Here is a 14347-nt window from a genome sequence, read left to right as displayed (position 1 = left end):
GTTAGGCGAGGGGCATGGACCAGCCCAAGCAACCTTTCGCCTATCGCGACTATCGCCTGTTCTGGATCGGCCGGCTAGCCTCCAACCTGGCGCAGAACGCGATGGTCGTGGTGATCGGCTGGCAGGTCTACGACATCGCCCGGCTTACCATGGGAACCAAGGCGGCGGCGCTGCAGCTCGGGCTGATCGGGCTGGCCCAGTTCCTGCCGATCTTCGCGCTGACCCTGATCACCGGCTGGACCGCCGATCGGGTCGACCGGCGGCTGATCGGAAGGATCTGCCTAGGGCTGCAACTCGTCTGCGCAAGCATGCTCGCCTGGGCGACGCTGGCGGATGGGCGTACGCTCGCGCCGCTGTTCGCCGGCGCGGTGCTGCTCGGCATCACGCGTGCCTTCTCGATGCCGGCGCTCAATGCGCTGGCGCCGAACCTGGTGCCGGCCGAAGTGCTGCCCCGCGCGATCGCCACCAATGCGATCGGCAACCGGGTGGGCGGCATCCTTGGGCCCGCGCTGGGCGGATATCTCTATGCGATCTGGGCGCCGCTTCCCTATCTCACCAGTGCGGTGGCGTACGGCGTGGCGCTGGCCTGCCTGATGCTGATCCGCCCGATCGCCAGGACGATGCTCGACGGTTCGCGCAATCCGTGGCGCCAGATGGTCGAGGGGTTGGCCTATGTCCGCGACAACAAGCTGGTGCTCGGCGCGATCTCGCTCGACCTGTTCGCTGTCCTGCTCGGCGGGGCGACGGCGATGCTGCCGATCTTCGCGCGCGACATCCTGCATGTCGGCGCGTCCGGGCTGGGCCATCTGCGCGCCGCGCCGGCAGTGGGCGCGATGGCGGTGGCGCTGTGGTTCAGCTGGCGGCCGCTGCGGCAACATGTCGGCATGAAGATGCTGGCGGCGGTAGCAGTGTTCGGCATTGCGACGATCGGCTTCGGCATGTCGCGCTGGCTGCCGCTGTCGCTCGCCTGCCTCGTCATATTGGGCGGAGCGGATATGCTCTCGGTCTATGTTCGCCAGACCCTGATCCAGCTCTACACGCCGAACGAAATGCGGGGGCGGGTAGGCGCGGTCTCCACCCTGTTCGTATCCGCCTCGAACGAACTGGGCGAGGCGGAGTCCGGCTTCCTCGCGGCACTGATCGGTCCCGTTGCCGCCGTGGTTGCGGGTGGGGCTGGGGCGATCGGCATTACCCTGCTCTGGGCGCATTGGTTCCCGTCGCTCCGCCTCGCCCGGACCTTCGAAGTGAAGCGTTAGAGGAAGGCAAGGCTGGTCGGCTTCTCCACCGCCAGCGACTGGCTTGCCGGGGCGATTACGCCGGTCCCCGGATCGCGTGCATGGACGGTGACGGTCCCCGCGCCTTGATTGGTGGCGAGCAGCCAGCGGCCCCCGGGTGCCAGGGTGAAGCTCCACGGCGTCCTGTCGGTCTTCACGCGCGTGATTTCGCGAAGCTTGCCGTCGGGCGCGATCGCATAGCCCGCGATGCTGTCCTCGACACGGTTCGAGACATAGGCGAAGCGGCCATCCTCGCTGAGGCGCAACTCGGCCCCGCTCGCCTTTTCGAGCGGGGCGGTAAGGGTGGAACGCGTCTCGACCAGCTCAGGCCTGCCGCCGTTCCAGCGATAGACGCGCAGTTCCGGCACCAGCTCGGTGATCAGGAACAGGAACTTGCCGGCGGCATCGAAGGCGAGGTGGCGGGGGCCATGGCCGGCTGGGACTTCGATGGCCGTCGGGTTCGGCGAAAGCGCGCGCGTCTTGCGATCGAAGGCATAGAGGAACACGCGGTCGGCACCGAGATCGGCCACCGCGAGGACCTTGCCCGAAGGATGCAGGGCCGAGCCATGCGCATGTGGGCTCTTCTGGCGCGGGCTGGGGCCCGAGCCGGTGTCGGCCTGGATCGAGGCGACCGCACCGGGTGCGCCGCTCGCGCCGATCGGCAGCGCCGCGATATGGCCGCTGCTGTAATGGGCCGCGAACAACGTGTTGCTCGCCATGTCGAGCGCCAGATGCGTCGGCCCGGCGCCGCCCGAATCCGGGCTGGCAAGCTGGCGAAGCGCGCCAGTGCCATCCACGGCGAAGCCGAACACCTTGCCCTGGCTTGCCCCGACTGCGCCGGTCTCGCTCACTGCATAGAGCAGGGGGCGGGTAGGGTGCGCGAGCACCCAGGTCGGGCGTTCGACCTGCGCAACGGTGTCGAGCGCGGAAAGCGCGCCGGTGCGGCTATCGAAGCGAGCCGAGACGATCGCCTTGCCCTGGGTCCCGATATAGATGCGCGTCCCGCGCTTGGCCGGACGGGCAGCAGCAGGCAGGGCGAGCGTGAGCAGTGCCGCGCCAGCGAAGCGGCGGCGCGTAAGGTCGATGGACATGGGGTTCAGCTGGCTTTCTTGAGCGGATGGACGCCGACTTCCGCCATGTGGCGGCGGAGCAGTTCGATGAAGTCGAGGTGGAGCCGGGTCGGCAGCCAGTCCGCACGCATGGTGATACCGATAGACGGCGCGGGTTCGATCTCGCCGAAATCGATCGGGACCAGCGTGTCGTCCTCATGCTTGAGCTCGTAGGACGTAACGAGGGTAAGCCGGTCGCTTCGTGCAAGCAGATGGCGGATCACCGGCAGCGAACAGGTGGCGATCGATGCCTTGGGGCCGGGGCCACCGGCGAACAATCGCTCGAAACAGGCGCGCCGCGCGGCGCCGGGCGTGCCGACCACCCACTCATATTCGAGCAGGTCGTCCAGCGTGACCTTGCCCTTGCGGGTGAGCTTGTGGCCGCGACGCGCGACGATCGTATAGGGCGTCTTCGCCAGCGCCCGGTTGGTCAGATCCTCGGCAACGGTCTCCTGGACCAGGCCTATGACGAAATCGACATTGCCGGCGCGCAGGCTCTTGAGCATCTCGGGCGCGCTCTCGTTGACGATCTTGACGTCGGCGCGGGGATGCGCGGTGACGAACTCGTCGAGCACCGACGCGAGCAGCACCGAGCCGCCGAACGGCATCGCGCCGATCGCGATTTGGCTGCTGGCATTGCCCAGTGCCGCGTCGATCTCCTTGATGCCCCACTCGATCTCCTGCGTCGCCAGCTTGATCTTGCGGCCGAATTCCACGCCCGCTGGGGTGACCATCACCCCGGCGGCGGTGCGATAATAGAGCGACTTGCGGAGGTTGCCCTCCAGGTCGCGCGCGGCGCGCTGGAGCGAGGCCTGGCTGAGCCCCAGCGCCTCGGCGGCCTGAGCGAAGGAGCCGGTCTCGACGATCGCGATCAGGCTGCGCGCCTGGCTCTTGGAGATGCGACGGGCGATCACCGCAGCGCCGGGCTGGCCGCCGGGCACGGCGAGGTCGACCAGCGCCTGCTCGATCTGGGCGAAGACGCGGGTGACACGGCGATGGAAGATGTCCCCCAGCTCGTTGAGATAGGAGCCGCTGGCGCGCCGCTCGAGCAGGGTAACCCCTACCTGATGCTCGAGCTTGGCGAGCGCCTGGGTAACGGCGGGCTGCGACAGGTTGCACTCTTCCGAGGCGCGGCGGACGCTGTTCAGCCGGCCGACGCTCTCGAAGAGCTTCAATTGCCGAAAACTCAGGGCTTCGGCGCGCGATCCCGGGTCGATGTCTGTCATTGTGGTTCCTCTCCCGAGCGCTTTTCTTATCGCGGATCGGGAGGGGGATAAATCCCCGGCACGGACATGTTTCTTATCGCTCGCTTGGGGCGCTTGCGGCAAAATTACCAGGCTTGGGTGCGGTTCTCGGCGTTGAGTGCTCGATCCTGTCAAGGCTTGGTGTGGATGTAAGTGTATTAGAATAAATGGAAAACATGCAGAGGGTCGTTGCCGGCGCCTGTGGGCCTGATGGCCATGCTGCGTTGCGGCGATCGTAACGCGCAAACATGCAACTTATCGCAACATTCGGCGCAAAACTTATAGGGTGGTGCGGCAAATCTATCGGCCGGAGCGATAGGAAATGATCCCGCCACCCCAAGATTTGGTCCGGGCGCGTTGACCTTGTGCCGGGATGCGCGGCTTCTGGCGGCGAATGGGCATCCCATGCCAGACAGTTTCCAGGAGAGCGAAGAAGTGGCGGGCAAGGTACATCTGAAAATGGCGATCGCGGAGCATCCGCATACCAGCGCCATTCGTGACGGCAGCATCGAGATCGAAGGCGTCGAGGCCGAGATCGTCACGGTCAAGCCGCAGATCGGCGCGTTCCGCCGCATGGTCCGCGACGTCGAGTTCGACGTCTGTGAGCTGGCGCCGACCACCTACATCATTGCCCGCGCTTATGGCGCACCGTTCGTGGCGCTGCCGATCTTCGTGGTTCGCCGCTTCCATCATTCCGGCATGCTCGTCCGTCCCGAACTGGGCATCAAGGTACCCAAGGACCTCGAGGGCAAGCGCGTGGGCGTTCGTGCCTATTCGGTGACCACCGGCGTATGGATCCGCCAGGTATTCATCGACGAATATGGCCTGGACAACTCCAAGGTCACCTGGGTGGTCGACGACGAGGAACATGTCACCCAGCTCAAGCTGCCGTCGAATGTGATTCATGCCCCCGAGGGTACTTCGCTTGCGGAAATGATCGCCAAGGGCGAGCTCGACGCGGGAGTAGAAGCGGCGGCAGGCATCGGCCGCACCGGCGCGCCGACCGGCGGCTGGCAGGAAGTCGAAGCGAACTATCCGGACCTGATGCCGAACGCCGAAGTTGCCGAGGCCGAATATTATGCCCGCACCGGCGTCTATCCGATGCACGGCACGATCGTGGTGAAGGACTCGATCCTGGCCGAGCATCCCTGGGTCGCGCGTTCGCTCAACGACGCCTTCACGCGCGCCAAGGACGAGTGGCTGGCCAGGCTCAACTCGGGCGAGGCGACCGGTGCGGGCGCGGACAAGTATCGCGCGCTGCAGAAGATCGTGGGCCCTGATCCGCTGCCCTATGGCATCGAGGCGAACCGCCCGACGATCGAGGCGCTGGAGAAGACTGCCTTCGAGCAGGGGCTGACGCCCCGCCGCATGTCGATGGACGAGCTGTTCGTCGACCCCGCCAAAGCCCCCGCGCGCCAGGGCGCCTGATCATGATCATCGATTGCCATGGCCATTTCACCACCGTCCCCAAGAGCTTCCGCGAATTCCGCGAGCGCCAGGTGGCGGCTGCCAACGACCCCGTAAACGCGCCGGGCCCGGCCGAAGCGCGCGTCAGCGACGACCAGATCCGCGAGGGTATCGAGGGCGGACAGCTCAAGCTCCAGCAGGAGCGCGGCAGCGACCTCACCCTGTTCTCGCCGATCGCCGGGCTGATGAGCCATCATCTCGGCAACGAGCGCACCAGCCTGGAATGGGCGGCGATCTCGAACGATCTGGTGAAGCGGGTCACCGAGATGTACCCCGATAACTTCGTGCCGGTCGGCATGCTGCCCCAGTCGCCGGGCGCGCCGCCAGCCAACTCGATCCCCGAACTCAGGCGCATCGTCGAGATGGGCTTCGTCGGCGTCAACGTGAACCCGGATCCGACCGGCGGCTACTGGACCGGCAAGCCCTTCACCGACAAGGAATGGTACCCGCTGTTCGAGGCGATGTGCGATCTTGACGTGCCGGGCATGGTGCATGTCGCCGCCTCCTGTAACCCCAATTTCCACGGGACGGGCGCGCATTATCTCAATGCAGACACCAGCGTGTTCATGCAGATCCTCCAATCGGACCTGTTCAAGGACTTCCCGACGCTGCGGCTGGTTATCCCGCATGGCGGCGGTGCGGTGCCCTATCACTGGGGGCGCTATCGCGGCATGAGCCTGGAGATGCGCGACCGGCCGCTCGAGGGGCTGCTCGACAACATCTTCTTCGATACCTGCGTCTATCATTTGCCCGGCGTCGAATTGCTGACCAAGGTGATCCCGGCGGACAATGTGCTGTTCGGATCGGAGATGATTGGCGCGGTGCGCGGGCGCGACCCCAACACCGGCGAATATTTCGACGATACCAAGCGCTATGTCGATGCGCTGCCGTTGAGCGCCGAGGACAAGGCCAAGATCTTCGAGGGCAATGCCCGGCGCGTCTATCCGGCGCTGGACAGGCTGCTGAAGTCGCGGGGGCTCTGATCTGAAACCGTCATCCCGGCGAAAGCCGGGATCTCGCGCGGCGCTTCTCCTGCAAGTCGCCTGAGATCCCGGCTTTCGCCGGGATGACGATTCCGGGAGGCCGCCGGATTGCCCCGTCACCCCTAAACTTATGGCCCACCACGCAGCTTCAACTGTTCCGCGCGCGTGATCGGGTCGATGCATTCTTCCCAGAAAACAGATTTCCGGGAGTGGGCATGTCCCAGTTTATCGATATCCATCCGCACGTCATTTCGGACGATGAGAGCCGCTATCCACCGGCGCCGTTGTTCGGCAAGCGTTCCGACTGGTCGCAGGAGCGGCCGTCCACCGTCGATACGCTGATCGAGCAGATGGACGCGGCCGGCGTGGCCAAGGCGGCGGTGGTGCATTCGTCGACCACCTATGGCTTCGACAATTCCTATGTGGTGGATGCCTGCAATCGCTTTCCCGACCGGCTGATCGCGGTCGGGTCGGTCGATGTGCTGGCACCGGATGCGGTTGCGACGATCAAGGACTGGGTCGCCAGGGGCCTTGCGGGACTGCGGGTTTTCACCGGCGGCTCGACCAAGGAGTTCGATCCCAGCGAGCTCGACGATCCGCGTGCCTATCCGGCCTGGGAGCTGCTCGGCGAGCTGGGACTGACGATGTGCATTCAGACCGGCCCGGTCGGGCTGCCTGCGGTCACCGCGCTGGCGAAGCGCTTCCCGAACGTACCGATCATCCTCGACCATCTCGCTCGCCCCGATGTGACCGACGGCCCGCCCTATGCGGCGGCGGCCGGCCTGTTCGAGCTCGCACCGATCGAGAACATATTCATGAAGCTCACCCCGCGGATCATGGGCGACAGCGCCAAGGGCGCGGCGACGCCCGAGACCTGGTTCCCCAAGCTGATCGAGGTGTTCGGCGCGAAGCGACTGGCCTGGGGTTCCAACTATCCGACCTCGCCGGGCACGCTCGCCGAGATCAAGGCGACAGCCGAGGCGCGGCTGGCGAGTGTCTCAGCCGAGGATCGCGAATGGGTCTTCGCGCGCACCGCGCAGTCGCTGTATCCCCAGTTGCGAGACGTCGGCGCCAGGACGGAAGCGGCATGAGACCGCGGTTTGCCGAGACAGGAGAGTAGAATGGCCCAGGCGATCAATCCGGCCGACGCACCGCCTGCAGCAGCCAGGGCCAGGCCCGTGGCTCTCAATGCCGCGACGCGCTGGTCGATCCTGTTCCTGCTCGCGATCGGCGTACTGATCGCGTTCGTCGATCGCACCAGCATCTCGACCGCGATGGCCGATCCGCCGTTCAAGGCGCATTTCAACCTGAGCGACACCGATCGCGGCATGATCGGCGCGATGTTCTTCTGGTCCTATGGCCTCGTCCAGATCCCGATGGGCTGGCTGGTTGACCGCTACGGGGTGAAGACTCCCTACACGATCTGCTTCGCGCTCTGGTGCGTGGCGACGGCGTTGACCGGGCTGATCAGCACGCTGTTCGCGCTGATCCTGATGCGGATCATCGTGGGCGCGGCCGAGGCGATCGTGATGCCGGCGAGCTATCGATGGATCCGCAACAATTTCAGTGAGGGCGAGAGCGGCACCGCTGTCGGCATCTTCACCATGGGCAACAAGTTCGGTCCCGCCATCGGCGCGCCGCTCGCGTCCTGGCTGATCGTCAACTACGACTGGCGGCTGATGTTCATCCTCACCGGCGCGATCGGGCTGGTCTGGCTGGTGCCCTGGCTGCTGATGGTGAAGAACGACCTGCCCAAAGGCGGCGAGGCCAAGGCGGCGGCGCGCAAGGCGGCATCCTCGGTCAGCTTCGCCTCGATCCTCCGCAGCCCGGTCGTGTGGGGGGCGATGGTCGTCAACTTCTGCTACGGCTATTTCACCTTCTACTGCATGACCTGGATGCCGGCCTATCTGGTCGAGCAGCGCGGGCTGAGCCTGGAGAAATCAGGGCTCTACACCTTCTTCAGCTTCGCCGGGATCGCGATCGTCGCGGTGATCGCGGGCTGGACGGCGGACCGGATCATCGCTCGCGGCGGCAACCCGGTGCTGGTGCGCAAGGCCTTCGTGATCGCCGGGTTCATCGGTGCCTGCACCGTGCTGCTCGGCGCCTGGGCGACATCGCTTGGCTGGGCGCTGTTCTGGAACGTGTTCTCGCTGTCCTTCCTCGGCCTGGCGACTGCCAACAACCTCGCGCTCTGCCGCCTCACCCTGATCCCCAAGCCGGCGATCGGGCTGGTGACCGGCGTACAGCAGGTGGCGACCAGCCTTGCCGGCGGCGTGGCGGCGAGCCTCTCCGGCTGGCTGCTGCATGTGAGCGGCGACTACGAGCTGCCGATGCTGGTGATCTTCGTGTTCCTTCTGATCGGCGCGGCAGCGTGCTGGATTTTGCTGCGGCCCGAATGGGCGCCGCGCGTGACCGAGACTGTGGAGTAATCTCGTGGCGAAGATCGTATTCGGAATGTGCGTGCCGCATAGCGGCATGCTGGGCCAGGCCCCGGAGGACTGGCTCAACAATGGCGAGCGGGACCGCAAGAACCCCGAGCTCTGGTACCGCAACCGCACCTGGAGCTATCCCGAGCTGGAGGCCGAGCGCAAAGCCGCGTTCGAGCCTTTCCTGACCATCGAGGAGCGGACCGAGCGGGCCGGGCGCTGCCGCAAGGCGCTCGACGAGATGGCGGAGGCGTACAAGCGCGCCGCGCCCGACGTGGTAATCGTGCTGGGCAAGGACCAGAAGGAGATCTGGCCCGACCAGTCGCCGTCGATCACCGTCTATACCGGCGAGGAGGTCCATAACGGCCCGCCCCAGCGCCCGGTCTATGCGCCCGACCACCATGTCGTGCACCAGGCCTATCCCCAGCTGGCGACCTATCTGATCGAGACCTTCCAGGAGCAGGGCTTCGACCTGAACGACCTGCAGGCCTGGCCGCAGAACACATGGATGGCCTCGCGCCAGGGCTATGCGCCGGACTATCCGGTCGTGCCCCATGCCTACAGCTTCGTCTATCACCAGATCATGGGCGACCAGGTGCCGCGCCATGTGCCGGTGCTGTTCAATCTCTTCTACCCGCCGACCCAGCCTTCGATGGCGCGGTGCATCCAGTTCGGCCGGGTGTTGCGCGACGCGATCGAGGCCTGGCCCGAGGATGTACGCGTGGCGGTGATCGCCTCGGGCGGGTTGTCGCATTTCGTCAATGACGAGGAGTTCGACCGGCGCGTGATGGGGATGCTCGCCAGCTACGACTATGACGGCCTCGCGGCGATCCCGAACGGCTACTACCAGTCCGGCACCTCCGAGGTGAAGATCTACTCGATCGTGATGATGGCGCTCCAGCACACCGGCGCCGAGATGACCCTGGTCGATTACATCCCCTGCTGGCGCACCGCCGCCGGCACGGGCGAGGGCATGGGCTTCATGTACTGGGACCCGGCGGTCACCGCAGCGAGCAAGAAGGAAGCGGCATAATGGCGGCGGAACGTCTCAATGGAATCATTCGCGCGTTCGAAGCGGGCAAGCCGGCCTTCACCTGCTTCGCCAAGGTCGACAAGCTCACCGCGCAGGAAATGACCGACGCCCCTTATGATGGCGTGGTCTTCGAGATGGAGCACAACCCGTACGACGTGGCGGGGCTGGGCGATGCGCTCCAGTATATGCTCAACCGCAAGAAGATCGCCGAGACCGGATCGATCGCGCCCTCGGTGACGCCGATCGCGCGCATCCCGGCAAACGGCGCCGAGATGAACCAGTTTCAGGCCAAGCAGGTGCTGGATCGCGGCGTGTACGGCGTCATCACCCCGCATGTCTCGACGGTGGAGCAGGCCTACAACATGGTCGCCTCGTGCCGCTATGCCAGGCCGACCGGTGCCGCACTGTACGAGCCCAAGGGCGTGCGCGGCGACGGCCCGGCGACGGCGGCGCGCTACTGGGGCCTGTCGATGCAGGACTATTATGCGCGTGCGGACGTGTGGCCGCTGGCGCCGCATGGCGAGATCCTGGTCGGCATGATGTGCGAGAGCCCGGAGGCGATCGAGAATCTCGACGACATCCTGGCGAACGTGCCCGGCATCGGACTGGTGCTGATCGGCGAGGGCGACCTGAGCCAGGCGCTCGGCTATCCGCGCCAGTATGAGCACCCCGAGGTGGTCAGCGCGATGAACCGGATCGTCGAGGTCTGCCACAAGCACGGCGTCGCGGTCGGCAATCCCCATACCAACGCGAAGAATGTCGAGCGGCTGATCGGGGAGGGCTACAAGTTCCTGATGTCCGCGCCCACGCGGAGCTATGGCGTGGTCGGCCAGGGTCGCGAGCTGGCGGGGTACTAGCCGCCCCAAGCAACCATCGTCATCCCCGCCGTCGCGGGGATGACGGTTTTGGGAGAAGGGACGCGAACTTATCGCCCCCCAATCCATTCCGATTGCGCCGCCTGGGCCCGGAAGTGGCAACCCCGCCAAATGACAGCGGGACCCCGAATGAATGGCGCCGAAGCGCTCGTGAACACGCTTGCCGACCAGGGCGTCGAAGTGTGCTTCGCCAACCCCGGCACATCCGAGATGCACTTCCTGGCGGCGCTCGAGAATCCGCGGATGAAGAGCGTGCTCTGCCTGTTCGAAGGCGTGTGCACCGGCGCGGCGGACGGCTGGTACCGGATGAAGGACAAGCCGGCCTCGACCTTGTTGCACCTCGGGCCGGGGCTGGCGAACGGCCTCGCCAACATCCACAACGCCAAGCGCGCCAGCATCGGCATGGTCAACATCGTCGGCGAGCATTCGGCGAGCCACCTGAAATATGATCCACCGCTGACTTCGGACATCGAGGGGCTAGCCCGACCACTGAGCCACTGGGTCCGCCGTGCCGAGAGCGCACGCTCGATCGCCTGGGACACGGCCACCGCCGTCGCCAAGGCAAGCGAGCATCCCGGCCAGATCGCCACGCTGATCCTCCCCGGCGACACGGCCTGGCAGGATGCGGGCGAGCGTGTGCTCCCCGTCGCTCCGGTGCCGGTACGCCGCGCGCCGGACCAGGCGCGGATTGACGAAGTTGCCAAGGTGTTGCGCTCGGGCGAGCCGGCCTTGCTCATCCTCGCCAACAAGGCGACGCGCGGGCGGGCGCTCGAGCTGGCGGGCAGGATCGCGGCCGGAACCGGATGCCGCCTCGGCAGTCAGTTCTTCACCGCGCGGATCGAGCGCGGGGCAGGGCGCGTGCCGATCGAGCGCATTCCCTATGCGGTCGCACCGGGGAGTGCCTTTCTCAAGGACTTCAAGCATCTGATCACGGCGGAGACGCGGGAGCCGGTCGCCTTCTTCGCCTATCCGGACAAGCCGAGCCTGCTCAAGGCACCCGGCACGCTCGTCCACGGGCTGGTCGATGCCGATGAGGACAGCGAGCTCGCCTTCGAGATGCTGATCGACGCGCTCGGCCTCAGGGACACCGCGCCGCTGATCCAGCAGCGCATCGAAACGCCCGTGCCGCAGGGCGCGCTCAATCCGATCAGCATCGCCCATGCGATCGCGGCGGCGATCCCGGAGAACTGCATCGTCGTCGACGAATCGCTGACCACCGGGCGTGAGTCGATGGGGCTGACCATGGGGGCGCTGCCGCACGACCTGATCAACAATATGGGCGGCTCGATCGGATATGGCACGCCCGTCGCTACCGGCGCCTCGATGGCCTGCCCCGACCGGCGGACCTTCTGCATGGTCGGCGACGGCAGCGCGATGTACACGATCCAGTCGCTCTGGACGCAGGCGCGCGAGCAGCTGCCGGTCACCACGATCATCTACGCCAACCACCAGTACGCGATCCTCAAGGCGGAATACGCGAACATGGGCGCCGGCACCGAGATCGGGCCGCAGGCGATGGCGATGATCGATATCGACAATCCGCGGATCGACTGGGTCGCGATGGGCACCAGCATGGGCGTGCCCAGCAAACGCGTCACCACCGCGGAGGATTTCCACAAGGCACTGACGGATTCGGTTCGCGCGGACGGACCGGTGCTGATCGAAGTGCTGCTGAAGTGAGGGGCCCATGGGGACGACGACCGACGTGCTGAAGCTGAAGACCAACCTGGCCGACTATCCGGTCACCAAGGCGATGCGCGAGGGGCGCGTCACGTCGGATATCGTCGAGCTGGATTTCTGCGGGCCGCCCCAGGCGCATAACGGCTTCAAGGCGATGCTGCGCGAGGGGGCTTATGATTGCGGCGAACTGGCGATCGTCACGCTCCTGCAGGCCAAGATCTACGGCAAGCCCTGGGTCGCGCTGCCGATCCCGGTCAATGGCCGCTTCCAGCACCATTGCGCCGGGTTTAACCGCGACTTCGGCCATCTCGATCCCAGGGACATCGAAGGCAAGCGCGTCGGCGTACGCAGCTATGCGCAGACCACCGGGTTGTGGATCCGCGGCATCCTCCAGCATGAATATGGCGTCGATCTCGACAAGGTGACCTGGTGCAAGGTCGGCGAGGGGCATCTGCTCGAATATAGCGATCCGGCGAATGTCGAGGCTCTGCCCAAGGGATCGGACATCGGCCAGATGATGCTCGACGGCGAGCTGGCGGCGACGCTCCAGGGCGTCGATCTGCCCAAGGATCCGCGCGTCGAATATCTGGTGCCGAACCCGTTCGAGGCGGCGAAGGACTGGTATGCCCGCGAAGGCGTGGTGTGCATCAACCACATGTTCGTGGTGCATGAGAGCCTGTCGCGCGAGCGGCCCGACGTGGTGCGCGAGATCTTCCGTATGCTGGTCGAGAGCCGCGCCGCGACCGAGGGCGGGGTGCCGACCATCTATCCGCCCATCGGGCTGGAGGCGAACCGCAAGGGCATCCAGCTGGCGATCGACTGGGCGCTGGAGCAGAAGATCATCCCGCGCCGGATCGCGGTCGACGAACTGTTCGACGACCTGACGGCATCGCTCGGTACGTGAGATAGCGGTCTTGGGCCGGAAACAGGCCCGACGTCCCGCGCGCCAACCTGTTAAATCAGGCCCCGGGGGGCAGGTTGGGAATCGCCTGCCAGAGGACCTATCTCATACCAGTGATACCACATCCGGTTGGCAAGACCGCTGGACAGGGCTACGCCCGTAACGATGTCGCCCGCCCCTCGAACCGAAACTGCTTCCCGAAGCTATTTCGGCACCTTCTCCGATCCGGACGCGATGGCATCGGCGATCGGGGGGATCAATTCGGGGAGCAGTCCCAATCCGCTGGGCGGCAATGGCCGGAACTTCCATGCGATGCTCGCCCGGGCGGTGTTCGACGGGCTCAATATCGGCATCGGCAAGTTCGCGCGCGGCATCCCGCAGACCGCGGCGATCCCGAATGTCCACACCTTCATGTTCGCCACCGAGCCGGGCATCGTCCGCCAGGTCTCGGGGCGGAAGCTGTTCGGCCGGCGCATCTTCCATTTCCGCCCGGACGAGCGGACCGTCACCGGCTCGCCCGCCGGCATGCCCTGGGCCTTCGGCATCATCGCCATGCCGTTCGACCTGCTCGCCGGCCACGCACCCGACCTGATCGGGGTCGACCATGGCGTGCCGCTCGACGATGATCGGATGTTCCACGCCCCCGAGGCCGCATTGGCCCGCCTTACCGGGCTGATGGCCGACATCGCCAATGTGATCCGCGATACACCGTGGATCGTCGAGGCGCCGCACCCGGCAAGGGCGCTTTCCGGCGCGATCCTCGACAGCTTGCTCGCCTGCCTCGCGCACGGCCGGGTGAGCGCCGACCGCGCCGCGCTCGGCCGCCACCGCGATATCGTCGCCCGGTTCGAGCGCGCGGTGGAGGAGCGGCCGGAAGAAATGCTCTCGCTGGGTGCAATCTGCGCGGCGGTGGGCGTGCCGCAGCGCACGCTAAACCTCGCCTGCCAGGAGTTCCTGGGCGAGAGCGCGATGCACTATGCCCGCAACCGCCGGCTCGACCGGGTGCGCGCGACCTTGCTGGCTTCGGACCCGGCCAGCACGCTGATCACCGGCGTCGCCATGCATTACGGCTTCTGGGAGCTCGGCCGCTTCGCCCAGGCCTATCGGCTGCGCTTCGGCGAGCGCCCCTCCGATACGCTGCGCAGGAACGCGCACTAGGACGTACCGGCATTCCGCTTATTCAGTTCCCCGGCGAAAGCCGGGGAACCGACGGGTTGCGGGTGGTGTCTTCCCCGCCCTCGGGCATTCATGCCGGAATCGCATAGTGAGCCGCCGCACCCGCGTGGCAAGCGCCGGCCGGGCCATCGCCGCCGGTCCGGGGAACCGCGGCGATCTGGCTCCGACCTTCAAAATGC

Annotated in this window: 12 protein-coding genes; 10 read left to right on the top strand and 2 right to left on the bottom strand. The window is 66.2% G+C overall.

What is annotated here, in order from left to right; genetic code table 11:
- Positions 1-14: 14 nt before the first annotated feature.
- Positions 15-1256 (top strand): MFS transporter, encoded by a 1242-nt coding sequence (locus HNP52_RS11410; RefSeq protein ID WP_184166925.1) that lies wholly within the window; start codon positions 15-17, stop codon positions 1254-1256.
- Here the strand turns inward: HNP52_RS11410 and HNP52_RS11405 are convergent.
- Positions 1253-2365: a lactonase family protein gene (locus HNP52_RS11405; RefSeq protein ID WP_184166922.1), complete on the bottom strand. Its 1113-nt coding sequence runs from the start codon at positions 2363-2365 to the stop codon at positions 1253-1255. The two genes, HNP52_RS11410 and HNP52_RS11405, sit on opposite strands and share 4 nt — an antisense overlap.
- 5 nt (positions 2366-2370) lie before the next feature.
- Positions 2371-3609, bottom strand: a complete 1239-nt coding sequence (locus HNP52_RS11400) for a LysR family transcriptional regulator (protein WP_184166919.1) — start codon at positions 3607-3609, stop codon at positions 2371-2373.
- Between the two features lie 423 nt (positions 3610-4032).
- Here HNP52_RS11400 and HNP52_RS11395 point away from each other — a divergent pair, with 423 nt between their 5' ends.
- The 9 genes from HNP52_RS11395 (at position 4033) to HNP52_RS11355 (ending at position 14150) form a co-directional block, all read left to right on the top strand.
- Positions 4033-5055 carry an ABC transporter substrate-binding protein gene (locus tag HNP52_RS11395; protein ID WP_221416252.1) on the top strand — a complete coding sequence of 341 codons (1023 nt, stop codon included), beginning with the start codon at positions 4033-4035 and terminating at the stop codon, positions 5053-5055.
- Between the two features lie 2 nt (positions 5056-5057).
- Positions 5058-6077: an amidohydrolase family protein gene (locus tag HNP52_RS11390; RefSeq protein WP_184166916.1), complete on the top strand. Its 1020-nt coding sequence runs from the start codon at positions 5058-5060 to the stop codon at positions 6075-6077.
- 215 nt (positions 6078-6292) lie between these two features.
- Positions 6293-7168, top strand: coding sequence for an amidohydrolase (locus HNP52_RS11385; RefSeq protein ID WP_184166914.1), 876 nt, complete (start codon positions 6293-6295; stop codon positions 7166-7168).
- Between the two features lie 30 nt (positions 7169-7198).
- Entirely contained in the window at positions 7199-8506 is a 1308-nt protein-coding gene (locus HNP52_RS11380; protein WP_184166912.1) for an MFS transporter, read from the top strand.
- Positions 8507-8510: 4 nt separating this feature from the next.
- Positions 8511-9536, top strand: a complete 1026-nt coding sequence (locus HNP52_RS11375; RefSeq protein WP_184166910.1) for a protocatechuate 3,4-dioxygenase — start codon at positions 8511-8513, stop codon at positions 9534-9536.
- On the top strand, positions 9536-10393 hold the full coding sequence (locus HNP52_RS11370) for an HpcH/HpaI aldolase/citrate lyase family protein (protein ID WP_184166908.1): 858 nt from the start codon (positions 9536-9538) through the stop codon (positions 10391-10393). The genes HNP52_RS11375 and HNP52_RS11370 overlap by 1 nt, the downstream gene beginning before the upstream one ends.
- A gap of 129 nt (positions 10394-10522) precedes the next feature.
- Complete coding sequence (locus HNP52_RS11365; protein WP_260396055.1) at positions 10523-12091, top strand: acetolactate synthase large subunit; 1569 nt, start codon at positions 10523-10525, stop codon at positions 12089-12091.
- A 7-nt stretch (positions 12092-12098) separates the two neighbouring features.
- Positions 12099-12995: a phosphate ABC transporter substrate-binding protein gene (locus HNP52_RS11360; RefSeq protein WP_184166906.1), complete on the top strand. Its 897-nt coding sequence runs from the start codon at positions 12099-12101 to the stop codon at positions 12993-12995.
- 162 nt (positions 12996-13157) lie between these two features.
- Positions 13158-14150: a helix-turn-helix domain-containing protein gene (locus HNP52_RS11355; protein WP_184166903.1), complete on the top strand. Its 993-nt coding sequence runs from the start codon at positions 13158-13160 to the stop codon at positions 14148-14150.
- Positions 14151-14347: the final 197 nt, after the last annotated feature.

The organism is Sphingomonas kyeonggiensis (assembly GCF_014204495.1).
GTDB classification, from domain to species: domain Bacteria; phylum Pseudomonadota; class Alphaproteobacteria; order Sphingomonadales; family Sphingomonadaceae; genus Sphingomonas; species Sphingomonas kyeonggiensis_A.
The sequence above is the reverse complement of the archived record's forward strand: the minus strand, read 5'-3'. Positions and strand labels throughout refer to the sequence as shown.

Bases quoted from the DNA above. Each gene is read 5' to 3' on its own strand.
- HNP52_RS11390 (WP_184166916.1), top strand. From the start codon at position 5,058: ATGATCATCGATTGCCATGGCCATTTCACCACCGTCCCCAAGAGCTTC.
- HNP52_RS11380 (WP_184166912.1), top strand. From the start codon at position 7,199: ATGGCCCAGGCGATCAATCCGGCCGACGCACCGCCTGCAGCAGCCAGG.
- HNP52_RS11385 (WP_184166914.1), top strand. From the start codon at position 6,293: ATGTCCCAGTTTATCGATATCCATCCGCACGTCATTTCGGACGATGAG.
- HNP52_RS11365 (WP_260396055.1), top strand. From the start codon at position 10,523: ATGACAGCGGGACCCCGAATGAATGGCGCCGAAGCGCTCGTGAACACG.
- HNP52_RS11360 (WP_184166906.1), top strand. From the start codon at position 12,099: ATGGGGACGACGACCGACGTGCTGAAGCTGAAGACCAACCTGGCCGAC.
- HNP52_RS11395 (WP_221416252.1), top strand. From the start codon at position 4,033: ATGCCAGACAGTTTCCAGGAGAGCGAAGAAGTGGCGGGCAAGGTACAT.
- HNP52_RS11410 (WP_184166925.1), top strand. From the start codon at position 15: ATGGACCAGCCCAAGCAACCTTTCGCCTATCGCGACTATCGCCTGTTC.
- HNP52_RS11405 (WP_184166922.1), bottom strand. From the start codon at position 2,365: ATGTCCATCGACCTTACGCGCCGCCGCTTCGCTGGCGCGGCACTGCTC.
- HNP52_RS11370 (WP_184166908.1), top strand. From the start codon at position 9,536: ATGGCGGCGGAACGTCTCAATGGAATCATTCGCGCGTTCGAAGCGGGC.
- HNP52_RS11400 (WP_184166919.1), bottom strand. From the start codon at position 3,609: ATGACAGACATCGACCCGGGATCGCGCGCCGAAGCCCTGAGTTTTCGG.
- HNP52_RS11355 (WP_184166903.1), top strand. From the start codon at position 13,158: ATGTCGCCCGCCCCTCGAACCGAAACTGCTTCCCGAAGCTATTTCGGC.